The following is a 21,866-nucleotide window of genomic DNA, read 5'->3' as shown; positions in this document are numbered from 1 at the left end:
CCCCGTGCGCTGCCCCCGGCTGCTGCTCGAATCCGAGGCACTGGCCGCGGGGCGGTCGCTTCCCGCCCCGCAGGACCGCCTGCACTACGCCACCACGGTCCTGCGCCTGAAGAGCGGCGCCCCCTGCCGCGTCTTTGACGGCCTTGGCAACGAATTCGAGGCCACTCTCGAACTGAACGGTCGCCGCGACGGCACCTTCCACCTGGGCGAGCGTGCCGCGCCGCCGACCCACCCTGCCTTTCCGATCCACCTGCTCCAGGGCATTGCCCGCGGCGATCACATGGACCTGGCGATCCAGAAGGCCGTGGAACTTGGGGTGCAGTCCATCCGTCCGGTGCTCTGCGAACGCTCACGTTCGGCCGCCGCCCACAAGGGCCTGGACAAGCGCCAGCGTCACTGGCACGGGATCCTGCGCGCCGCGGCGGAACAGTGCGGGCGCAACGAGCTCCCCCAGTTGCAGGAACCCGCTCCACCGGACACGGTCCTCTCGGGCTGGCATGACACCCTGGCCTTGCTTGCCGAGGAAGGGGCGCCGGGACTGGATGCGCGCCTGGACGGCCGCAGCCGACCAGCGGCGGTCGCGCTGTTCGTCGGGCCGGAAGGCGGCCTCACGCCCGCGGAGATCGCGCTGGCACAGGACCGGGGATTCCTGGGGGTCGGGATGGGCCCGCGCACCCTGCGCACCGAAACCGCCGCGATGGCCCTGCTGACCCTGGTCCAGGCCCGCCTGGGCGACCTGCAGGGATAACGCCCGTCCCGCCCGGAGACCAATGCGGCCTCAGGCCGGCTGGGCCTCGGCAATCTCCAGCAGGCGCTGTTCGAGGGTGTCGAGGCGCAGCAGGTGCGTGGTCACACCGGAGGCCTTCACCCGCCAGGACCAGGGGGTGGCGTCGGAATCTTCCAGCGCGTAGATGTTCTGCGGGGTGATCTGCACAGGGTGCGGCGTCCCGCGCACCTCGAGCGCGTAGAACGGCAGGTGCTCCGGCTGCATGACCGCCTGCATCACCAGCAGGCGGGTAAAGCGGCGACGGTCCTCGCCGCTGTCGCGGCCAGGGTCCAGCAGCTGATTCACGTTGATCACCGGCACCTGCACGTCCTGCCAGACCAGGCTGGGCTCCAGCCAGGGGATCTCCGGGTGTTCGGCGTCCTGCTCCACGGCACCCGCGCGGGTGGTGACCTCGAGAAAGGCGCTGCGCGGCAGCAGGATGGAGCCTGTGTCCAGCTGCACGATCACGGCCTCGACCGCCTGGGTCTGTGCGTCGTCGCTCATGCCGGCACCTCCTGCAGCTGCTCGCGGATGGCATTCAGCAGATCATTCTCCAGATACGGCTTGCCCAGATAACCATTCACCCCGAGGCGGTCGGCCCGCTCCCGGTGCTTGGTGCCGCTGCGCGAGGTGATCATGATGATCGGCACCTGCCCGAAGTCCGGGTGGTCCCGCACATGGGCGGCAAACTCGAAGCCATCCATGCGCGGCATCTCGACATCCAGCAGGATCAGTTGCGGCCGGCGCTCGTCGAGCAGACCCACGGCGTCCAGACCATCGCGCGCGGTCACCACGTCGTAGCCGTGGCGGGTCAGCAGACGGGCCGTGACCTTGCGGATCGTGATCGAGTCGTCGACCACCATAATCCGCTTCGAGCTCGAGGCCTCGGATACTGCCTGCGGGGCTTCCGGCAGCGACGCGGTGGCCTCGGCAAAGCGCACCAGCATACTGAGGTCCAGAATCAGCATCACCGAGCCGTCGCCCTGCAGGGTGGCACCCGCCACCCCCGGGATGCGACTCAGCACCGGGCCCACCGACTTCACCACGACCTCCTGACTGCCCAGCAGGCCGTCGATGCGCAGGGCCACGCGCCGGTCATCCGCCCGCACCAGCAACAGCGGGAAGGGATGATCCGGGAAGTGCTCGACCCCGGCCTGGCTCTCCACGCCCATCAGGTCGCCCAAGCCACGCACCTCGTAGTCCTGCCCGATGTAGTTGTAGGTCGCCTTGGCGTCCTGCGAGTCGATCTCTTCGGCGCGGGCGCGGACCACGCCCTCGACCGAGGCCATCGGGACTGCGAAGGTCTCCTCGCCCACCTGGACCAGCAGGGCCTGGGAGATGGCCAGCGTGAACGGCAGGCGCATGGTGAAGCGCGAGCCCTTGCCGGGCGTCGACTGGATCTCCAGCGTGCCGCCGAGCTGCTTCACATCGCTGTTCACCACGTCCAGACCGACCCCGCGACCGGCCACCTGAGAGACCTCGGCAGCGGTGGAGAAGCCGGACTGCAGGATCAGCTGCAGGGCCTGGGCGTCCGAGACTTCAGCATCGGGGGCGATCAACCCGCGCTCGAGCGCGCGGGCGCGGATGGCCTCGGCGTCGATGCCGCGACCATCGTCGGTCACCTGCAGACGGATCTCGCTGCCCGACTGCTCCAGGCTGACATCGATCTGACCCTGGGCCGGCTTGCGTGCCTGTTCGCGCTCGGCCGGTGCCTCGATACCATGGGCGATGGCATTGCGCAGCAGGTGTTCCAGGGGCGACACCAGTCGTTCCAGCAGGGCGCGGTCGAGTTCGGCCCCCTGGCCGGTGAACTCCACCCGCACCGGCTTGCCGAGATCCTCGCCCGCCTGGCGTACCACGCGGCGCAGACGGGGCGCCATGCGGGCGAAACGCACCATACGCTGGCGCATCAGCTGATCCTGCAGGTCCGTCCCGACGCGACGCTGCTGCAGCAGGATGCCGCCGGCATTCTGGAGTTCGTCGCCGACTTCCTGCTTGAGGGCCTCGAGGTCACTGACACTTTCGGCCAGGGCCCGCGACAGCTGCTGGATCCCGGAGTAGCGGTCCATCTCCAGCGGATCGAAGTCCAGGGCCTCCTCGCCACTCTCCTCCTCCACCCGGAACAGGATCTGCGCCTCGGTCTCGATCTCGAGCTTGCGCAGCTGGTCGCGCAGACGCGCGATGGTGCGCTCGAGTTCGTCGACCTGGCCCTCGACCCGCCCGACCGTCTGCTCGAATCGACGATGGAAGGTTGCCAGCTCGCCGGCGTTGTTCACCAGGCTGTCGAGGACCTCGGCGTCCATGCGGACCTGGTCCTGAATACGGCGCCCCTCGGATTCCGGCGGCTCGTGGCTGCGCTGGTCCCCCGCTGCGGCCGGCATTGCCGCCTCGGCAGCCGGTGCGTCGGTCTCCGCGTCGCCCGCATCGGCCTCGGTCTCCGCTGGTGCGCCCGCCTCAGGCTCGGGCTCGGGCGATTCGCCGGCCTCGCCGGCGGCCCAGCTCCGCAGCGCCGGCAGCGATTCGCTGGCCGACTCGTCCATCTGCCAGGCCCCGACCCCGCGCTCCACCAGGTGCTGAACATCCGTCAGGGCGCGCTCGGTGAGCTGGAAGAAGCCATCGCGCGGCTCGAGACCGGTCTCGGTCTCCACGCTCAGCGCGCTCTCGAGCGCGTGCGCGATGGCGCCGACCACAGTGAAACCGGCCATGCGGGCACTGCCCTTCAGGGTATGCACCTCGCGCTGGAAGGCGTTCTGGTCCGGACCGGGCCGCCCCCCGGCCTCGCGCCAGCCATGGAGGGCGGCGAACGCGGCCTCCAGGATATCCCGGGCCTCCTCGATGAAGACCTCGGCAAACTCCCAGTCGATCTCCAGCTCGGGCTCGGGCTCGGCGCCCGCTTCCGGCTCCGGGGACACCTCGAGCGCCGCTTCGGCGGCTTCGGGTTCGTCGAATTCCGGCGATTCCTCCTCGCTGGACTGCTCCTCGGCACGCAGCAGTTGCTCGGCGGTCGCATGATCCAGCAGGGCGTAGACCTCGGGGGCCCAGGACGGCGGATCCAGCACCTTGGCCGGATCGGGTTCCTCGTCGGCCACCGCCTCGGCGACGTAGGTCTCCAGCCGGCGCAGCAGCTCGACGGCCTCGCCCGACAGGGCCCATTCCATATCCCGGTGGATGCGAATCAGGCGCTCGAACGGGCCGCAGACCGAGTAGATACCGCGGATGTCGGCCGTGCGCGCGCTGCCGTTCAGGGTGTGCAGCGCGCGCTCCAGATCATGATTCGGGATCCGGTCCGGGCGCCATTGCGCTTCATCCAGCCAGCCCCGCAGGGTGAGCAGGTGTACCTGGGCCTCGGCGGCAAAGACCTGCCACAGCTGTGGGTCGGTCTCCATGCGCGCGGCCGAGTCTCCCGCCGAGGCCTCCGCGAGGTCCACCTCGTCCGGTGCCGGTTCCTCGATCCCCGGCTCTCCGGGCGCAACCCCCTCCAGTTCCGGGGTATCGGCCTCCGGCTCGAGCGCGCCCTCCACGGGCAGCGAGTCGCCCCCCTCCAGGATCTCTTCCGTCACCTCGAAGGCATCGGCCGGGAGCTCGAGATCGTCCAGATCCAGCGGCTCGACATCCGGCGCGGAAGCCTGCAAGTCGTCGCTGCCCGCCATCGGGGCTGACTCCCCTTCCGGCTCTGCGTCGGCAACAGACGCGTCCGACTCGGGGACGGATGGCTCCAGCGCATCCGGCGGGAGGTCCGGCACGAACGCACCGGATTCCTGGAGGAGCTCGTCGGCAGCCTCATCCTGGTCTGGCTCCACAGGCTCCAGGGTCTCGCTGGATGCCGCAGCGGCCGGGGCGTCCAGATCATCCAGGGTGCGCGCCAGTGCCTCGAATTCGGCTTCCGCACCCGACGGAGCGGCGGGGGCCATGGCCTCTTCGTCCGCCTCGGCCTCGGTTTCCGGCTCGCCACCGGCCAGGGCCCGCAGGCGCAGGGCGATGTCGAGGACCGGGGTATCCGGTCCGGTATCATCCCGGACCTCGCTCACCAGGCCCGGCAGGACCCCGATGGCGTCCTCGATAACCTGCAGGGTGGCGTGGTCCGCCTCATGCCCGGAATCCAGCAGGCGATTGAGGAAGGACTCCACCGCCCAGGCGAACTCGCCCAGACGCAGGGCCCCGGCCAGCCGCCCCGAACCCTTCAGGGTATGGAAGGAGCGGCGGATCACCGACAGGGTGTCGAGGTCCGCCGGGTTGGACTGCCACAGCGGGAAGTGCTGGCGCAGGCTGGCCACCTCCTCGTCCGCCTCCTCGAGGAAGATCTCGAGGATCTCCGGATCGACGTCCGGGCCGCGCACCTGATCCGCCAGCACCGCATCGTCAAATGGCAGCGAATCACGCCCCCCCGCGGGCACCGAGCTCGCCGGGGGTGCAGCGGGCGCGACGTCGGCCGCGGGGATCCCGGCCTCGGCCCCCGACTCCGGGGCATCCTCCGCCGGCCGATCATCGAGCGCGCCGGAGTCGAACGCCACCTCGTTGTCAGCCACCGGCTCGGCCGAGTCGTGCTCCGGCTCCGCCTCCGGGGCTTCCCCGGTCTCGGGAACCGCGGCCAGCGGCGCATCCGCGCCATCGCCACCGGAGATCGCGCCGATGCGCTGCAAGGCCGCGATGCCGCGCTCGTGCACGCTGTCCAGTTCGCGCCAGGGCTGGCCGGACGATTCGAGGGCCACCTCGATGCTGCTGAGGACCTCGGCCAGGGCCTCGACCTCGCCTTCCTCCAGCTCCGTGGCCGCCCTGCCGGCGCGGGCATCCAGATGCCGGATCAGCGGCCCGAGGAGGGCATGCAGTGCCTCGAAGCCCGACATCGACATGGCCCCCTCGATGCGCCGCAGGCCCTCGCGGGCCTCGTCGAGGCCGCTTTCGCCAGCCTCCGCCCCGGCGTCGAGAAAACCGAGGAAGATGTCGCGCACCCGGCGAACATCGACCAGGGCCTCCTTGTAGACCGCGGCCGCCAGCGCGCGATCGAACTCCGCCTGTGGCGTGGGACTGTGGCTCTTGCGCCGCAGACCGGATTCGAGCAGGGATTCGAGGGCGAGCAGATGTTCCGCCAGTACCATGTCGACCTGTTCGTCGGCCTCGCCCGCACGCTCGGGGGTCAGCGACGCCGCCAGGGCATCGGTATGCTCCTGCCCGGATTCCAGACCCAGCAGGCTGAGCGTGGAACCGATCCGCTCGACCTGTTCGCGCAGATGAGCGAGGTCCTCGGCGCCCCGCACCGCGGAGCGCATGAGTACGTCCAGCCGCTCGCGTACCTCGGCGAGGTCGTCTTCCAGCGCCTGGCGCAGGTTGTCGTAGACCGAACGACCGACGCTGCCGGCGTCGTCCTCGAGGCCGAGGCCGTCGAGGCCGAACACCTCGCGCACCGCAAGGGTCTGCTCCCCTTCCGAAGTGGCGCAGGCCACGTGGAACAGCAGGGTCTTGGTCAGGTCCGAAGGCGCCGCGTATTCGGGCTCCGAGCCCGCATCGCCGCTCTCCAGGTGGGCCGAGAGCGCGTTCAGGTAGCGCCCGAGTTCACGGTCGACCCGCCCGACCAGGCGCCGCACGTCGGTATCGGCCTCGACACCCCCGGCGGCGACCGCCTCCAGCACCGCACCGGCGACCCAGAACAGGCGGCGGGCCTCGCCCGCCGGAACAACCTCCTCGACCGTGCGGGCAGTTGCCTGGAGGCGCGCGGCCGGCGCCGTGGCATCCTCGCCGCGCACCAGTTCCAGGAGGTCCCGCTGAAAGCGGCGGCGCGCCTGCTGCAGGACCGGGAGCCGCGCTGCCGGGTCCAGCACCTCGCCACCGGAACCCACGCGGTCATCGTCGACGGCCTGCGGGTCCGGCATCAGCGCCGCGACGTCCAGCAACAGCGATGCCCCCCGGCTGCTGCGCAGCTCGTTCAACAGCGGGACCAGGATCATCGGCGAGGGCAGTTCGCCATCGCCCTCGTTCTCGAGATAGTCCGGAAGCTGCAGGGACGCCCGCAGCAAGGGCTCGGTGGCCGCCACGTTGGGCTCGTCGGCCTGCTGCAGTTCGTCCAGGACCTGGAGCATCTCGTCGAGGATCAGGACCACACTCTCGACCTGGACCATGACCAGGGTATTGCGGATCTGCTCGACCCGACTGCGCGCCTCGGCCAGACAGTCACCGCAGGTCGGGTCGTCGGAATACCGCCGCAATGCGTCCTGGACCTCGACAAACAGCTTGTCGAGCTCGTCGCGGACCCAGTTCAGTGCGCTGGATGCCATCGGCCGGGTCCGCCGTCAGGCCCGTTGTTCGTCGGAGGACGTCGTATCGGCGTCGGGATCGGGATCCACCGCATCGGGGTCCTCGCCAACGGCCTCGGTAGCGCTGCCCGGCTCGGGCAGCTTGAAGTCCGATACCGAGGACTGCAGCTGGGCCGAGAGCTGGGCCAGATCCCCGATCGCCGCCGCGGTGGACTGCGTCCCCTGCGTGGTCTCGGAGGTAATTTCGCGGATCTGCGCCATGATGGAGGTCACGTCCTGCGCCATCTCGGACTGCTTGCGGGCCGAGGAGGAGATACCGTCGATCAGGTCCGCGAGATCGGCGGAGACCTGTTCGATCTCGGACAGCGCCTCGCCCGCGGCCTGGGCCAGTTCGGCCCCCTGGACCACGTTGGCGGTACTTTGCTCCATGGAGCTCACGGCCTCGCTGGTATCCGCCTGGATGGCCTTGACCAGGCCTTCGACCTGACGGGTCGCGGAGGACGAACGTTCCGCGAGGCGCTGGACTTCGTCGGCCACCACCGCGAAGCCGCGGCCGGCCTCGCCCGCCGCGGAGGCCTGGATCGCCGCGTTCAGTGCCAGCACGTTGGTCTGTTCGGCGATGTCGTTGATCAGCCCGATGATGTCGCCGATCTCCTGCGAGGATTCGCCCAGTCGCTTGATCCGCTTCGCGGTCTCCTGGATCTGCTCGCGGATACTGTCCATGCCCTCGATGGAGCGGCGCACGGTGCCGGCCCCGCGGGACGCGATCTCCACCGAGTTACGTGCCACGGAGGCCGACTGCTCGGCATCCTGGGCCACCTTGTCCACCGAACGCGAGACCTCGTCGATCGCGTCATCCGCGCGCTGGATCTCGCGGGCCTGTTCTTCCGACTTCTCGGCCAGCCCCAGCACCTGCGAACGGGTGGACGCCGAGGACTCACTGATGTCGGCCGCCACCGTGTTGATGGTCGCGACCAGGGTACGCAGGTTCTCGATCGCGTAGTTCATCGAGTCCGCGATGGCGCCGGTGAAGTCCTCGGTCACCGTCGCGTTCACGGTGAGGTCGCCATCGGCGAGGTTCATCATCTCGTCAAGCAGGCGCAGGATCGCCTGCTGGTTGCGCTCGTTCTGGGCCTCGGTCTCGGCCAGTTCGCGCTTGGTGTCGCGGTAGAGGAACAGCCCCATCGCGATCAGCAGCAGCAGCGCCAGGCCACCAAAGCCGAAGCCGATCAGGGCGGTCACGCCCGCCCGTTCGGCCTCCCGCGTGATGGCGGTCTCGAACGCGCCGGTCGTCTCGAGCATCGCGCCACTGCTGGCCTCGACACTGGAGGCCGCGGCATTGACCTCGAACACCTGGGTGGAGGTATCCAGAACCCCTTCCACCGCCTCGCTGAAGGCCACGAACAACGTGGCGATCTCCTGCAGCAGGGCCCGTGCCTGCGGGTCGTCAACCGGCTCCACACCCAGCGGGGCGAAGCCCTCGATCAGCCCGTCCAGCACCCGCCCGTACAGCGTCGCGTCACGCTCGAAGCGTTCGATGGCGGCGGCCGCCTCGGCGCCACCCTGCAGCACCCGGCCGAGGTTGTTGGCGATCCGCTGGATCAGCATGGTCTGGCGTGCCGCCACATAGACCTGCTCGGGCGGCTCGCCGATCTGGGTCATCCGCCGCACGACATCATCGGACAGCCGCGACAGTTCCGGAGAGAAGGCCGCCACCGCGTCGGAGAACTCGGTGATCAACTGGATATCCGAACGCCCGAGGATGACCGTGTTGATGTGGTCCCGATAGGCGGACCACTCGCGGTCCACGGTGGCGATGTCCTCCTGCAGGGGTTCGGGCAGCGGCTGCAGCCCTTCGCCCCCGGTGCGGATCCGTTCCAGACGTGCCTCGAAGTCATCCCGCAGCGACTGCAGGTCGGAGAATGCCTGCTCGGAACCCGCGGCGGCCTCCAGCGAGCTGGTGGCCAGCCGCTGCGACAGCAGGCGCAGGTCGTTGGCCAGCGCGATCCGGTCACGATACTGGCTCTGCTCGTACTCGTGGTAGGTAAAGGCCCCGCCGGTCGCGATCAGGGCCAGCACCAGCAGCCCCCCGAGGACAAAATTACGTGCGCGACGACTCGATCCCATCAGTTCATACCCCCTGTCGCAGCCCCGCGCCCCGCGTCATCCGACTGCGGCTGCGGACTGTTCGCTACTGGATGTACCGGCCAAGCCCGTGCCGGTAAAGCGATTGTTGTCATTCAGCAGCAGATCCAGATCCAGCACCGGATGCAGCCGGTGCCCGAGATCGAATCCGCCGGTAATAAAGGGTCGGACAGCCTCGGGGACCGAGACTTCCAGACGGCGCTGGGACGGGATGCAGCGGCGCATCCCCTCGACCTGACTGACCAGCAGCCCGGCCATGCCCTGGCCCTGCGGCGCCACCACGATCCGCTGCCCGGTCGCGTCGTCCGGCAATGGCCGGTCCAGCAACAGCTTGCCCATATCGAACACCGGCAGCACCAGCCCGCGCAGGTTGCCCACCCCCAGCACGGCGGCATCCGCCAGCGGTACGCGGGTGAGCGTCATCGGATCGGCCACTTCGGCGATCGCGTCCATGTCGACCAGAAAGCGGAAATCGCCAACACGCAGCAAGACCCCGCGCCAGCCCGTACCAATGTCCCGCCGCAACTCGCGATTGACGCGGCGCCCTTCGCGATCAAGGCTCGCGATCAGCGCAAACGGCGAGGACAGGTCGGTCTTCATGCGGAGAGGTACTTCCCGATGGTTTCCAGCAGGTTCTTCTCGACCACCGGCTTGGTGATGTAGTCCCGGGCCCCCTGGCGCATCGCCCAGACCCGGTCGGTCGCCTGATCCTTGGTGCTGACCACGACGACCGGCACATGCGCCGTCTCCTCGGCCTGGGACAGCTGGCGGGTCGCCTGGAAGCCGTTCAGCCCGGGCATCACGACATCCATCAGCACCAGATCCGGGACCTGCGACTTCGCGGCCGCGACCCCGTCCTCGCCGCTCTCGGCGGTGGTCACCGAATGCCCGTGCTTCTCGAGCATGGTACGCAGCACGTGGATCTCGGTCGGGGAATCGTCAACGATCAGAATACGGGCCATGGGGTTCGTCTTTCCTTGGTTGGTGTGGCGGAACGCGTCATGCCGAGGGGCTGGCGTACTGACGCATGGCACCCAGGAGGTCGTCCCTGGTGAATGGCTTGGTGAGGTAATCCTCCGACCCCACGACGCGGCCTTTCGCCTTGTCGAACACACTGTCCTTGCTGGACAGCATGATGATCGGCGTGGCGCGGAACTGCTTGTTGTTCTTGATCAGCGCGCAGGTCTGGTAGCCATCCAGGCGCGGCATCATGACGTCGATGAAGATAATGTCCGGACGCGACTCGGCGACCTTGGACAGCGCCTCGAAGCCGTCCACGGCGGTAATGACCTCGGCCCCGTGCTTTTGCAGCAAGGATTCGGCGGTGCGCCGAATGGTCTTGCTGTCGTCGATCACCATGACCTTGAGTCCCTGAAACTCGGTGGCCGAGTCCGCTTCGGCAAGCGCGTTAGACACCTTCTCCCCCCCCTGGCCATTTCGCCCCGAATCTAGCGGAAGCGGGGCCGTGTGACAAACAGCACACCATGATATTGCATCGCGCGCAGCGCAATGCATCGAACACCGCCACCACCCTCCGGGTGCCGCGCGAGCTTCGATCAGCGTGGCATACTGCCCGGACACCCCGCACGATCGAGGCAACGTGACCACGAACATTGCCATCCTGATGGACCCGGTGGCGGACATCAAACCCTGGAAGGACACCAGCTTCGCGATGATGCTGGCCGCGCAGGCCCGCGGGCACCGCCTGCACTATCTCGAGCCGGCCGATCTGTGGATCGAGGAGGGCCGCGCGAGCGCGCGCAGCCGCCCCATCGAGGTGCGTGACCAGCGCGACGACTTCTTCCGCCTGGGCGATCCGGAGACGGGCCCGGCGGCCCGTTTCGATGTGCTGCTAATGCGCAAGGATCCACCGTTCGATCTCGAATACATCTATGCGACCTACGCCCTCGACCTCGCCGAACGCGAGGGCGTGCGGGTGTCGAACCGGCCGCAGGCCCTGCGCGACGTCAACGAGAAGGCCTTTACCGCGCACTTCCCGCAGTGCTGCCCGCCCACGCTGATCACCCGCGACCGAAGCCGCATCCGCGCCTTCCTCGAGGTGCAGGGCGATATCGTGGTCAAGCCGCTGGACGGGATGGGCGGGGCGTCGGTGTTCCGCATCCGCCAGGGCGACCCGAACACCTCGGTCATCCTCGAGACCATCACCGAATTCGACCAGCGCAGCGTGGTCGCCCAGCGCTTCCTGCCGGAGTTCACCGAGGGTGACAAGCGCATCATCCTGATCGGCGGCGAGCCCTGCCCCGATGCCCTGGCGCGCATCCCCGCCGCGGGCGAGAGCCGGGCCAACCTCGCCGCGGGCGGCCGCGGCGAGGCCCGCCCGCTGACCGAGCGCGACCGCTGGATCTGCCGCGAGATCGCCCCGGAACTCAAGGCCCGCGGCCTGGATTTTGTCGGCATCGACGTCATCGGCGACTACCTGACCGAGATCAACGTCACCAGCCCCACCGGCGTGCGCGAGCTGGACGCCACCGGTCACGACCTCGCCGGCCAGTACATCGACTATCTCACCCGCCCGATCGAAGGATGACCGGCATGCGCCGCGCGACGACCCTCACCCTGCTCCTGCTGCTCGCCACCCTCCTGCTGGCCGCCTGCGGCCGCGAGGAACCGGATACCGAACAGCTGGGCTTCTACGCCTTCGGGACTCTGGTGGACCTCAGCCTGTACCCCGCGGGCCAGTATGACGTGGAGGCCATCGGGACCGCGGTTCAGGAGGAACTGGAGATCCTGCACACCTCCTGGCATGCCTGGGAACCCGGATCCCTTGGCCGGACCAACGAACTGCTGGCCCTGCAGGGCGAATTCAGCGCCCCGCCCTCGGTCCTGCCGCTGATCGAGCGCGGCCGCGAGATGGAGGCCCTCAGCGAGGGGCTGTTCAACCCCGCCCTGGGCAGACTGGTGGCGGCCTGGGGCTTCCATCAGGACGACCCCCAGGGCCCGCCGCCGGACGAGGCAACCCTGGCGGAACTGCTGGACGCCCCCCCGAGCATGCAGGATATCGAACGCAATGGCGTGCGCCTGCGGGGCACCCACCCGGACCTGCAGCTCGATTTCGGCGGGCTGGCCAAGGGGCTGGCGGTAGAGCGGGTGCTGGACCTGCTCGCGGAACTCGGGGTGGAAGCCGCGATCTTCAACGCCGGCGGCGACCTGATGACCCTGGGCCGCCCCGAGACACGCCCGTGGCGCGTGGGCATCCGCCACCCGCACGGCGGCGTGCTCGGCAGCATCGAACTGGACGGCGGCGAAGCCCTGTTCACCTCCGGCGACTACGAACGCGGCTATGACTGGGACGGCACGCGCATCCACCACGTGATCGACCCGCGCACCGGCCGTCCGAGCCAAGGCATCGACAGCGCCACCGTGCTCCACCACGACCCCGCCCTGGCCGACGCCGCCGCCACCACGCTGATGATCGCCGGCCCGGAGGCCTGGCCGGAATACGCCCGCAAGATGGGCATCGACCACGCACTGGTGGTACTGGAAGACCGCATCGAGGCCACGCCGGCACTGGCCGACCGGGTACAACCCGGCCGCGACCGCGAGCCATTCGTGGTGCGCGAACTGCCGTGAACGCCGGCCGGCTGCGCTGGGGGGACGCGCTGATCGGCAGCCTGGCCGCCGGGATCGTGGTGGCGGCCTTCGTGCTGGCCTACACCCCTGCGGGCGATGCCCGGGTGCTGGTCATCAGCCAGGCCGGGGTCGCGCCGCAGCACGAACCCCTGGATCGCGCCCGGGTCCTCGAGGTCCAGGGCCCGGCCGGCATCACCCGTATCGAGATCGAACCGGGCCGGGCACGCTGTGCCGACTCCCCCGGGCGCCAGGACATCTGCGAGTCCAGCGGCTGGCTGCAGGCCCACGGCGACGTTGCCGTCAGCCTGCCCAACCGGCTGACGCTGCAGGTGCTCGGCACCGACCCCGGCTTCGACAGCATGCATTATTGAATCCCGTGGCGCCCGGGCATCCGCAGGCCGGCAGCGACGCCCATGACCGGGCCATCGCCGCGCTGGCCGCCATCGCGATCGGCATCCAGATCCTCGAGGCCGCGATCCCCAGCCCGATCCCGGGCATCAAGCCGGGGCTGGCGAATATCGTCACCCTGATCACGCTGCTGGCCCTGGGCTGGCGCGCGGCCGTGGCGGTCACGCTGCTCCGCGTGGTCGGAAGCAGCCTGCTGCTGGGGACACTACTGAGTCCCGCCTTCTGGCTGTCGCTGGCCGGGGCCGTCGCGAGCCTCGCCCTGCTGGCGGTCCTGCGCCCCTTCGCCCCCCGCCATGTCGGACCGGTCGGTCTGGGCATCGCGGCGGCGATGGCGCACGTCGCGGGCCAGTTCCTGCTCGCCTGGGCGGTGATCATCCCGCATCCCAATCTGCCCCTGGTGCTGCCCCCGCTGTTGCTCGCCGCCCTGATCACCGGCAGCCTGACCGGTATACTGACCGCCCAGGTCCTCGCCGATCCGCGAATCCAGCGTCATGTCCACACTCCCCAGCCCAGCCAGTAGCCCCCGTCGAACCCGCGCGCAAGCGGGCGTCGGGGCCGTGCGTGGCCGCCCCGCCGGGCCGGAGGCGGCATGACGCCCCACGCCAGTCCGGGCACGCCCCCGCCGGAGACGCCGCGCGTGCAGGACCACCTGGGGACCATGATCTTCCTCGCGGTGGTCGCCCACGCGCTGATCATCCTGGGGATCGGCTTCGCGGTCGACCCGATCGAAAGCCCGACCCGCGAACCGCTGGACATCACCTGGGTCACCGATCCCGACGCCCCGCCGCCGGAGCCGGACGAAGCGGTCGAGCACATCGCCACCCGGGACCAGGCCGCCAGCGGCGAGGGCGAGGAGATCCAGGAGGCACAGGCGCCGGAGGCAGAGGATGCCGGGATCGGCGAGCCCGAGCCGGAGGGCCTCGATGCACCATTGCCGGAGGCCGGCCCGCTGGTCATGGACCCGGCACAGCCGGAACCCGAACCGGAACCCGACGCGGTCGCCGCCGACACGCCGGACGCACACGCCGCGGCTCCCGAGGTCGCCGACCCCGAGCCACTGGAGTCCCCCGACGCCGAAGACCGGCCCTCTGCAGCGACCCTGATGAACCGTGGCCTGGAGAGCGCCCGCGCGGCGCCCGCGGAGGAGCGCCAGGCATTCTCGACCCGGGCCAGCCGCACCCGCTACCTCGACAGCCTCGCCGCGCGCAGCGCCCCCGAGGCCGCCTACCTGCAGGCCTGGATCAACAAGGTCGAACGCCTGGGCAACCTGAACTATCCGGACGAGGCGCGGCGGCGCGGCCTGTCCGGGACCCTGGTCCTGTCGGTGCGCATCAACCCGGCGGGCGAACTGCTCGATATCCAGGTCGCCCGCAGCTCCGGGGAACCGGTCCTGGACCAGGCGGCGATCCGCATCGTGGAGCTGGCGGCCCCCTATGCCCCGTTCACGGACGCCATGCGCGAGGAATACGACGAACTGGTGATCACCCGCACCTGGGCCTTCCGCCGCGACCAGATGCAGCAGATCCGCTGACGGATCGGCCCGGCCCCGCCGGCTGCCTTGCGACCGGCCGGGTCAGCATCGATACTGGAGCCATGAATCCGACGACCGCCCGCCACGAGCCCGACAGCCTGCGCGATCACTTCCTGATCGCGATGCCGAGCCTGAACGATGGCTACTTCAGCCATGCGGTCACCTATATCTGTGACCACGACGAAGAGGGCGCGCTGGGGCTGGTCATCAATCAGCCTACCGAGTTCTCGCTGCGCGAACTGCTGGAGCACGTGGAACTGGAGCCCGGCGAGGACCTGCCGGAGATGCCGGTCTACCGCGGCGGCCCGGTGCAGCCGGAACACGGCTTCGTGCTGCATTCCGCCGAGCAGACCTGGCGCGGCAGCCAGCCCATCACCGACTCCATCATGTTGACCACCTCGCGCGACATCCTCGAGGCAATCAACGCCGGGCAGGGCCCGCGCCGAGTCCTGATCGCGCTGGGCCACGCCGGTTGGGGCCCTGGCCAGCTGGAGAGCGAGCTGGCCGAGAATGCCTGGCTCACCGCCCGCGCCGACGCCGACATCCTCTTTGACCGCCCCAGCGCCGAGCGCTGGCGCGCCGCCGCCGAACTGATCGGCATCGACGTCAATCTGATCAGCTCGGCCTCCGGCCACGCCTGATCGTGGGGCTGCTGGCGTTCGACTACGGGCGACGCCGAATCGGGGTCGCGGTCGGCGAAGAGCTGACCGGCTCGGCCCGCGGCCTGCGCACGTTCGCCAGCGACGCGCCCGACCTGTGGTCCGGCATCGACACGCTGGTGGCGGAATGGGCCCCGGAGGGTTTCGTGGTCGGCTGGCCGACCCAGGCGGACGGCAAGCCCACGCCACTGGCGCGGCGCATCCGGGGCTTCGCCCGCACCCTCGAAGAACGCTACGGGCAACCGGTATACTGGAGCGACGAGCACCTGACATCCCACCTGGCCCGCGAGCGCCGCCGGCCGGGACGCCACGACCCGGGGCTGGACGCCCATGCCGCCGCGGTCATCCTCGAAGGCTGGTTTCTGGAGAACGCATCATGACGCCGGACGTCCCGACCTTGCTCGACGACATGGCCGAACAGGCCCGCCACCATCTCAAGACCCACGGGATCGACCAGCCGATCGTCGTCGGCATCCATTCCGGTGGCGTCTGGATCGCGGAGCACCTGCGCGAACGCCTGGGGGTGGAGCGCCCCCTGGGCAAGCTCGACATCAGCTTCTACCGCGACGACTTCTCGCGCATCGGCATGCACCCGCAGGTACGTCCCTCCGAGTTGCCGGAGGATCTGGACGGAGAGCACGTGCTGCTGGTCGACGACGTCCTGTTCACCGGGCGCACCATCCGCGCGGCGCTGAACGAGCTGTTCGACTACGGCCGCCCCGCCTCGGTAACCCTGGCGGTGCTGGTCGAGCGCGACGGACGCGAACTGCCCATGGAGGCCGCGATCGTCGGGGCCCACATGGAGCTCGGCAAGACCGAACAGATCAAACTGCGCGGGCCCGAGCCGCTGCGCCTGGAGCGGGTCGCCATCGACCCCGAGGACCTGAAGGCCTGAGCCAGCGGAAGCACGACGGATGACCGAGACCCTGATCGCCCACCCCGGCGCGCGCCTGCCCGAACCGGGCCCGCTGCCCAACCGCCTGCAGCTGACCGACGACGGTCAGCTGCGCCACATGCTGACCATCGAAGGCCTGAACCGGGAACTCCTCACCGAGATCCTGGATACCGCCGAGTCGTTCGCCAACATGAACGAGAAGGCGGTGAAGAAGGTCCCGCTGCTGCGCGGCAAGACCATCGTCAACCTGTTCTTCGAGGCCAGCACGCGCACCCGCACCACCTTCGAGCTGGCCGCCAAGCGCCTGTCCGCGGATGTGCTGAACGTGAACATCAACACGTCCTCCGCGGTGAAGGGCGAGAGCCTGCTGGACACCCTGCGCAACATCGAGGCGATGAACGTCGACATGTTCGTCGTGCGCCACGAGGAGAGCGGCACCGCGCACTTCATCGCCCGCCACGTGGCCCCGGGCATCAGCGTGCTGAATGCCGGCGACGGCCGCCACGCGCATCCGACCCAGGCGCTGCTGGACATGTTCACCATCCGCCGCCACAAGGGCGACTTCACCAAGCTGAAGGTCGCGATCGTCGGCGACATCCTGCACTCGCGCGTGGCGCGCTCGCAGATCCACGCGCTGAACATCCTGCAGACCGGCGAGGTGCGCGTGGTCGCACCCTGCTCGCTGCTGCCGGCGGATGTCGACCAGCTCGGCGTGCACGTCTACAACGACCTCGACGCCGGGCTGCAGGATGTCGACGTGATCATCATGCTGCGCCTGCAGCGCGAGCGCATGGAACACGCCCACCTGCCCTCCGAACACGAGTACTACCAGCTGTTCGGCCTGACCTCTCGGCGCCTGCAGCTGGCCCATCCGACCTGCCTGGTCATGCACCCCGGGCCCGCCAACCGCGGGGTGGAGATCGAGTCCGCAGTGGCCGACGGCCCGCACTCGGTGATCCTGGAACAGGTCACCTACGGCATCTCCGTGCGCATGGCGGTGATGTCCATGGTGATGGGGGCCCACCAGGCATGAGCGTGCTGATCGAGAACGCCCGCATCCTCGATCCGGTGGACGGCTTCGATGCCGTCGGCTCGCTGTGCGTGCAGGGCAGCGAGATCCTCGCCCGCGGCCAGGCCCCGGACGGTTTCGAGCCCCGCCGGCGGATCGACGCCAGCGGGCTGTGGCTCATCCCCGGCCTGATCGACCTCGCGGCGCGCCTGCGCGAGCCCGGGCAGGAGCACAAGGCCACCGTCGCCAGCGAGACCCTGGCGGCAGCCCGCGGCGGAATCACCAGCCTGGTGGTGCCGCCGGACACCGAACCTCCGATCGACTCGCCCGCCGAGGTGGAGCTGATCAACCGCCGCGCCCGCCAGGCCTGCGGCGTGCGGGTGTACGTGCTGGGCGCGCTGACCCATCAACTGGAGGGCCAGCAGCTCGCCGAGATGGCGGCCCTGATGCAGGCCGGCGCCCGCGGGGTCAGCAACGCCAGCAAGCCGCTGGCCAGCCTGCTGGTCCTGCGCCGCGCACTGGAATACGCGACCACCTTCGGCCTGACCATCGTGCTGTCCGCCCAGGACCCGGCCCTGACCGGCTCCGGCTGCATGCACGAGGGCGCGGTCTCCACCCGCCTCGGTCTGGCCAGCATCCCCGAGGCGGCGGAGACCGCCGCGCTGGGCGCCATCCTGGCACTGGTCGAACAGACCGGGGCGCGGGTCCATGTGGCCCGCCTGTCCACTCGGCGCGGTGCGGAGATGATCACCAAGGCGCGCGCCGAGGGCCTGCCGGTCAGCGCGGACGTGGCCGCCCACCAGCTGTTCCTGACCGAGGTGGACGTCGCGGAATACGACCCGAACTGCCATGTGATCCCGCCCCTGCGGGGCCAGCGCGACCGCGACGGGCTGCGCGCGGCGGTCGCGCGCGGCGACATCAGCGCCATCTGCTCCGACCACCAGCCGCACGAGCCCGACAGCAAACTGGGGCCCTTCGCCGGCACCGAGCCCGGCATCTCGGCGCTGGAGACCCTGCTGCCGCTGACGCTGCGCCTGGTCGAGGACGGGCTGATGAGCCTGCACGAGGCGCTGGCCCGGGTGACCACCGGGCCGGCGGAGATCCTCGACTTTGCCCAGGGCCGCCTGACACCAGGGGCACGCGCCGACTTCGTGCTGTGGGACCCGACCGCGATGCAGGAGGTGCGGCGCGAGGACTGGCTGAGCGCCGGCCACAACACCCCCTTCTTCAACTGGACCTTCTCCGGTCAGGTCCGCGAGACCTGGGTCGCCGGACGCCCGGTCTGGACCCTGCCCACCGAGGGAAACCCCGAGGACACCGCATGACTGCGCGCGAGACCGCCGCCCGCCCCCACCGGGGCACGATCTTCCAGGAAGAGGGGCGCATCCTGGACCACCACGATGCCGGGGCGGACCAATGGATCCTGCGGGTCTTCGCCCCCGAATGTGCCCGCGCGGCCCAGCCGGGGCAGTTCGCCCACCTGCAGTGCGCGCCGCGACTGCTGATGCGCCGGCCGCTGTCGATCCAGCGCGTGGACCGCGAGGCCGGCTGGGTGGAGTTTCTCTACAAGGTCGTGGGAGACGGCACCCGCGCGCTGTCGCAACAGGTCAAGGGCGACACCCTGAGCGTGCTGGGCCCGATCGGCCAGCCCTTCCGCCTGCACCCGGAGCGGCCGAAGCGGCTGCTGCTGGGCGGCGGGGTCGGCATCCCGCCAATGATCTTCCTGGCCCATCGCCTGCACCTGCAGGGCGAGGCCGGACAGACCCACGCGGTGCTGGGCTCCGAGGTCCCGTTCCCGTTTCACGCGCGCCCCTCCGAGATCCTGTGGCCGGGGCTGCCGGACGGCGCGATCGCGACCCTGCCGCTGCTGGAGGACTGGGGCGTGGCCTGTCGCCTGACCTCGAAGGCCGGGCTGCCGGGCGCCTTTGACGGCTTCGTGACCGATCTCGGGCGCGCCTGGCTGGCCGGGCTGTCGCCGGCGGAACGCGACCAGGTGGAGATCTTCGCCTGCGGCCCGCACCCCATGCTCGAGGCCTGCGCGGAACTGGCGGCGGAGTTCGACCTGCCCTGCCAGGTCTCGCTGGAGGAGTTCATGGCCTGCGCGGTGGGCGGCTGCGCCGGCTGCACGGTCCCGGTGCGTACCCCGGAGGGGGTGGCGATGAAGCGGGTCTGCGTGGATGGCCCGGTGTTCGCGGCGGCGGATGTCTTTCCGGAGCCGGAGCGGGCCTGAGGGAAAGACCCTGGCCTGACTTTGGCAGGGGCTTCGCCGGCGAGCCGGCTCCTACTTGTCAGGGAGCTTGAGCTCCTCCTCGGTTTCGTCGGCGGAGGATACACCGCCGCCGAAGTTCAGGCGCCATTCGAGATCGGCGCGCGAGTCGGCCTTGTTCAGGGCCTCGTCCAGCATCACATCCCCGGTCTTGAACAACTTCACGATGGCCTGATCGAAGGTCTGCATGCCCACGGACGCGCCCTTCGCCATCACCTCCTTGATCTCGCTGATCTTCTCGTCCCGGATCAGCTCCGCGATGTAGGACGTATTGATCAGGATTTCCAGCGCGGCGACACGCCGCCCATCCTTGGTCTGCAGCAGGCGCTGGGCCACGATCGCACGCAGGTTCAGTGACAGGTCCGACAGGATCTGCGGGCGGTTGTCCTCGGGGAACAGGTTGATCACCCGATCCAGCGCCTGGGTGGCGTTGGTTGCGTGCAGGGTCGTCAGCACCAGGTGGCCGGTATCGGCGTAGGTCAGGGCCGCGCGCATGGTCTCGCGTGAACGCACCTCGCCGACCATGATCACGTCCGGCGCCTCGCGCATGCCCTCCTGCAGGGCATGGTCGTAGCTGGGGGTATCAATCCCCACCTCGCGCTGGCCCACGATCGAACGCTTGTGGCTGAACAGGAACTCGATCGGGTCCTCGACCGTGAGGATATGCCCGCTCTTGTTCGTGCTGCGGTAGTCGATCATCGATGCCAGGGTGGTCGATTTCCCGGTGCCCGTTGCCCCCACGATCAGCACCAGCCCGTCGTTGTGCGAGACAAACTCCTTCAGCACGGGGGGCAGGCCCAGTTGCTCGATGGTCGGGATCGCTACGCGGATGAAACGGATGACCATCGCGACCTCGCCGCGCTGGCGATAGACGTTCACGCGAAAGCGTCCCAGTCCCTCGCGCGACAGGCCAAAGTTGACCGCGGTCTCGCGCTCGAAGATCTCCGCCTGGTGCTCGTTCATCATCTCGCGGGCGATACTCTCGGCCTGGCCCGGGGCCAGCGCCTTGCGCGAGATGGGCTGGAGCTGGCCGTCGACCTTGATGCTGGCCGGCGCGCCGGTCAGGAAGAACAGGTCCGACGCGGCCTTCTGCGCCATCAGTTTCAGGTAGGGCTCGATCTGCAACTGGCTCATAGTCTGTTTCCCTGACCCGACGCGCTAGCGCAGGTTGAAGTCCTCGGCGCGCTCGTCGACCGCCAGACCCTCGCCTTCATCCTTCACCGCGGGCGCGCCGTCATCCTGGGCACGCTGGCTGTCGAGCTTGATGCGCAGGCGCAGATCGTTCACCGAGTCGGCGTTGCGCAGAGCCTCGTCGTAACTGATCTGGCGATTTTCGTAGAGATCGAACAGGGCCTGGTCGAAGGTCTGCATGCCCTGCTCGCGCGAACGCGACATCAGCTCCTTCATCTCGTGTACTTCGCCCTTCAGGATCAGGTCCGACATCAGCGGGGTGTTGATCATGATCTCCACCGCCGGCACCCGGCCCTCGCCACTCTCCTTGCGCACCAGGCGCTGCGAAATCACTGCCTTCAGGTTCAGCGACAGGTCCATCAGCAGCTGCTCGCGCCGGTCCTCGGGGAAGAAGTTGATGATCCGGTCCAGCGCCTGGTTGGTGCTGTTGGCATGCAGCGTCGACAGGCACAGGTGACCGGTCTCGGCGAAGGCGATGCCGTAGTCCATGGTCTCGCGGTCGCGGATCTCGCCGATCAGGATCACGTCCGGCGCCTGGCGCAGGGTGTTCTTCAGCGCGATCTCGTAGTTCTCGGTGTCCACCCCGACCTCGCGCTGGGTGATGATGCTCTTGTCGTGCTCGTGCACGAACTCGATCGGATCCTCGATGGTGACGATGTGGTCGGCCGTGGTGCGATTGCGGTAGCCGATCATCGCCGCCAGCGAGGTGGACTTGCCCGACCCGGTACCGCCCACGAAGATCACCAGCCCGCGCCGCTCCTGGGTGATCTTCTCCAGCTGCGGCGGCATCTGGATGTCCTCGAATTTCGGGATCACCGAGTTGATCGTGCGCAGCACCATGCCCGGGCTGCCGCGCTGGGTGAAGACATTCACGCGGAAACGCGACACGCCCTGAAGGCCGATCGCGAAGTTGCATTCCTGGTGGCGCTCGAACTCGGCCGACTGCTTGTCGTTCATCAGCGAACGCACCAGCGCCTGGGTGTGCGAGGGCGTCAGCTTCTGCTCGGTCATCGGCACCACGCGGCCGTCGATCTTGGCCGCCGGCGGCATCCCCACGGTAATGAACAGGTCCGACCCGCCCCGGTCCACCAGGGCCCGCAGCAGGTCATGCATGTACTTGATCGCCTTGTCACGATCCATGGCGTTCTCCCCTGATA

General features: G+C 69.3%; 20 protein-coding genes. 12 read left to right on the top strand and 8 right to left on the bottom strand.

Annotated features, from left to right (window positions below; all coding sequences use genetic code 11):
* Positions 1-4: 4 nt before the first annotated feature.
* A complete protein-coding gene (locus F614_RS0105250) occupies positions 5-748 on the top strand; it encodes a 16S rRNA (uracil(1498)-N(3))-methyltransferase (RefSeq protein WP_018865947.1) in 744 nt (247 codons plus the stop codon).
* A 30-nt stretch (positions 749-778) separates the two neighbouring features.
* On the opposite strand, the gene F614_RS0105245 is transcribed toward F614_RS0105250, so the two are convergent.
* From F614_RS0105245 to F614_RS0105220, 6 genes are read right to left on the bottom strand one after another with little or no spacing between them, the layout of a single operon-like run.
* Positions 779-1,270, bottom strand: coding sequence for a hypothetical protein (locus F614_RS0105245; RefSeq protein WP_018865948.1), 492 nt, complete (start codon positions 1,268-1,270; stop codon positions 779-781).
* The gene (locus F614_RS0105240) at positions 1,267-7,035 is read right to left on the bottom strand and encodes an Hpt domain-containing protein (RefSeq protein ID WP_019558413.1); all 5,769 of its coding nucleotides are present in this window, start codon (positions 7,033-7,035) and stop codon (positions 1,267-1,269) included. Before F614_RS0105240 ends, F614_RS0105245 begins: the two co-directional genes overlap by 4 nt.
* Before the next feature lie 15 nt (positions 7,036-7,050).
* Positions 7,051-9,141, bottom strand: a complete 2,091-nt coding sequence (locus tag F614_RS0105235) for a methyl-accepting chemotaxis protein (RefSeq protein WP_019558412.1) — start codon at positions 9,139-9,141, stop codon at positions 7,051-7,053.
* 36 nt (positions 9,142-9,177) lie between these two features.
* Complete coding sequence (locus F614_RS0105230; protein ID WP_018865951.1) at positions 9,178-9,759, bottom strand: chemotaxis protein CheW; 582 nt, start codon at positions 9,757-9,759, stop codon at positions 9,178-9,180.
* Positions 9,756-10,121, bottom strand: a complete 366-nt coding sequence (locus F614_RS0105225) for a PleD family two-component system response regulator (RefSeq protein ID WP_018865952.1) — start codon at positions 10,119-10,121, stop codon at positions 9,756-9,758. The genes F614_RS0105230 and F614_RS0105225 overlap by 4 nt, the downstream gene beginning before the upstream one ends.
* A gap of 37 nt (positions 10,122-10,158) precedes the next feature.
* A complete protein-coding gene (locus F614_RS0105220) occupies positions 10,159-10,575 on the bottom strand; it encodes a PleD family two-component system response regulator (protein WP_026279175.1) in 417 nt (138 codons plus the stop codon).
* Between the two features lie 184 nt (positions 10,576-10,759).
* On the opposite strand from F614_RS0105220, the gene gshB reads away from it, so the two are divergent.
* The 11 genes from gshB (at position 10,760) to F614_RS0105165 (ending at position 19,482) form a co-directional block, all read left to right on the top strand.
* Positions 10,760-11,707 carry a glutathione synthase gene (gene gshB / locus F614_RS0105215; protein WP_018865954.1) on the top strand — a complete coding sequence of 316 codons (948 nt, stop codon included), beginning with the start codon at positions 10,760-10,762 and terminating at the stop codon, positions 11,705-11,707.
* Positions 11,708-11,712: 5 nt separating this feature from the next.
* On the top strand, positions 11,713-12,750 hold the full coding sequence (locus F614_RS0105210; RefSeq protein ID WP_018865955.1) for an FAD:protein FMN transferase: 1,038 nt from the start codon (positions 11,713-11,715) through the stop codon (positions 12,748-12,750).
* Entirely contained in the window at positions 12,747-13,121 is a 375-nt protein-coding gene (locus F614_RS0105205) for a NusG domain II-containing protein (RefSeq protein WP_018865956.1), read from the top strand. Before F614_RS0105210 ends, F614_RS0105205 begins: the two co-directional genes overlap by 4 nt.
* Positions 13,122-13,126: 5 nt before the next feature.
* The gene (locus F614_RS0105200) at positions 13,127-13,678 is read left to right on the top strand and encodes a Gx transporter family protein (protein WP_018865957.1); all 552 of its coding nucleotides are present in this window, start codon (positions 13,127-13,129) and stop codon (positions 13,676-13,678) included.
* 69 nt (positions 13,679-13,747) lie between these two features.
* The gene (locus tag F614_RS0105195; RefSeq protein WP_018877221.1) at positions 13,748-14,689 is read left to right on the top strand and encodes an energy transducer TonB; all 942 of its coding nucleotides are present in this window, start codon (positions 13,748-13,750) and stop codon (positions 14,687-14,689) included.
* Between the two features lie 62 nt (positions 14,690-14,751).
* Complete coding sequence (locus F614_RS0105190; protein WP_018877220.1) at positions 14,752-15,330, top strand: YqgE/AlgH family protein; 579 nt, start codon at positions 14,752-14,754, stop codon at positions 15,328-15,330.
* 2 nt (positions 15,331-15,332) lie between these two features.
* Complete coding sequence (gene ruvX / locus F614_RS0105185) at positions 15,333-15,728, top strand: Holliday junction resolvase RuvX (RefSeq protein ID WP_018865960.1); 396 nt, start codon at positions 15,333-15,335, stop codon at positions 15,726-15,728.
* On the top strand, positions 15,725-16,243 hold the full coding sequence (pyrR, locus tag F614_RS0105180) for a bifunctional pyr operon transcriptional regulator/uracil phosphoribosyltransferase PyrR (protein ID WP_018865961.1): 519 nt from the start codon (positions 15,725-15,727) through the stop codon (positions 16,241-16,243). Before ruvX ends, pyrR begins: the two co-directional genes overlap by 4 nt.
* Positions 16,244-16,262: 19 nt before the next feature.
* A complete protein-coding gene (locus F614_RS0105175) occupies positions 16,263-17,276 on the top strand; it encodes an aspartate carbamoyltransferase catalytic subunit (RefSeq protein ID WP_018865962.1) in 1,014 nt (337 codons plus the stop codon).
* Positions 17,273-18,577 carry a dihydroorotase gene (locus F614_RS0105170; protein ID WP_018875958.1) on the top strand — a complete coding sequence of 435 codons (1,305 nt, stop codon included), beginning with the start codon at positions 17,273-17,275 and terminating at the stop codon, positions 18,575-18,577. Before F614_RS0105175 ends, F614_RS0105170 begins: the two co-directional genes overlap by 4 nt.
* The gene (locus F614_RS0105165) at positions 18,574-19,482 is read left to right on the top strand and encodes a dihydroorotate dehydrogenase electron transfer subunit (RefSeq protein WP_018875957.1); all 909 of its coding nucleotides are present in this window, start codon (positions 18,574-18,576) and stop codon (positions 19,480-19,482) included. The genes F614_RS0105170 and F614_RS0105165 overlap by 4 nt, the downstream gene beginning before the upstream one ends.
* A 51-nt stretch (positions 19,483-19,533) precedes the next feature.
* Here F614_RS0105165 and F614_RS0105160 read toward each other — a convergent pair whose 3' ends face one another.
* Both F614_RS0105160 and F614_RS0105155 read right to left on the bottom strand, forming a co-directional pair.
* On the bottom strand, positions 19,534-20,652 hold the full coding sequence (locus F614_RS0105160; RefSeq protein WP_018865965.1) for a PilT/PilU family type 4a pilus ATPase: 1,119 nt from the start codon (positions 20,650-20,652) through the stop codon (positions 19,534-19,536).
* 24 nt (positions 20,653-20,676) lie between these two features.
* On the bottom strand, positions 20,677-21,849 hold the full coding sequence (locus F614_RS0105155) for a PilT/PilU family type 4a pilus ATPase (RefSeq protein WP_018865966.1): 1,173 nt from the start codon (positions 21,847-21,849) through the stop codon (positions 20,677-20,679).
* Positions 21,850-21,866 lie beyond the last annotated feature (17 nt).

The organism is Thioalkalivibrio sp. ALE12, assembly GCF_000381105.1.
GTDB lineage: Bacteria > Pseudomonadota > Gammaproteobacteria > Ectothiorhodospirales > Ectothiorhodospiraceae > Thioalkalivibrio.
Note: the sequence above shows the minus strand (reverse complement) of the source record. Positions and strands in the feature narration are given on the sequence as shown.

Coding starts and splice junctions, on each gene's coding strand:
- F614_RS0105245 (WP_018865948.1), bottom strand. CDS start 1,270: ATGAGCGACGACGCACAGACCCAGGCGGTCGAGGCCGTGATCGTGCAG.
- F614_RS0105240 (WP_019558413.1), bottom strand. CDS start 7,035: ATGGCATCCAGCGCACTGAACTGGGTCCGCGACGAGCTCGACAAGCTG.
- F614_RS0105235 (WP_019558412.1), bottom strand. CDS start 9,141: ATGGGATCGAGTCGTCGCGCACGTAATTTTGTCCTCGGGGGGCTGCTG.
- F614_RS0105230 (WP_018865951.1), bottom strand. CDS start 9,759: ATGAAGACCGACCTGTCCTCGCCGTTTGCGCTGATCGCGAGCCTTGAT.
- F614_RS0105225 (WP_018865952.1), bottom strand. CDS start 10,121: ATGGCCCGTATTCTGATCGTTGACGATTCCCCGACCGAGATCCACGTG.
- F614_RS0105210 (WP_018865955.1), top strand. CDS start 11,713: ATGCGCCGCGCGACGACCCTCACCCTGCTCCTGCTGCTCGCCACCCTC.
- F614_RS0105195 (WP_018877221.1), top strand. CDS start 13,748: ATGACGCCCCACGCCAGTCCGGGCACGCCCCCGCCGGAGACGCCGCGC.
- F614_RS0105190 (WP_018877220.1), top strand. CDS start 14,752: ATGAATCCGACGACCGCCCGCCACGAGCCCGACAGCCTGCGCGATCAC.
- pyrR (WP_018865961.1), top strand. CDS start 15,725: ATGACGCCGGACGTCCCGACCTTGCTCGACGACATGGCCGAACAGGCC.
- F614_RS0105175 (WP_018865962.1), top strand. CDS start 16,263: ATGACCGAGACCCTGATCGCCCACCCCGGCGCGCGCCTGCCCGAACCG.
- F614_RS0105170 (WP_018875958.1), top strand. CDS start 17,273: ATGAGCGTGCTGATCGAGAACGCCCGCATCCTCGATCCGGTGGACGGC.
- F614_RS0105165 (WP_018875957.1), top strand. CDS start 18,574: ATGACTGCGCGCGAGACCGCCGCCCGCCCCCACCGGGGCACGATCTTC.
- F614_RS0105160 (WP_018865965.1), bottom strand. CDS start 20,652: ATGAGCCAGTTGCAGATCGAGCCCTACCTGAAACTGATGGCGCAGAAG.
- F614_RS0105155 (WP_018865966.1), bottom strand. CDS start 21,849: ATGGATCGTGACAAGGCGATCAAGTACATGCATGACCTGCTGCGGGCC.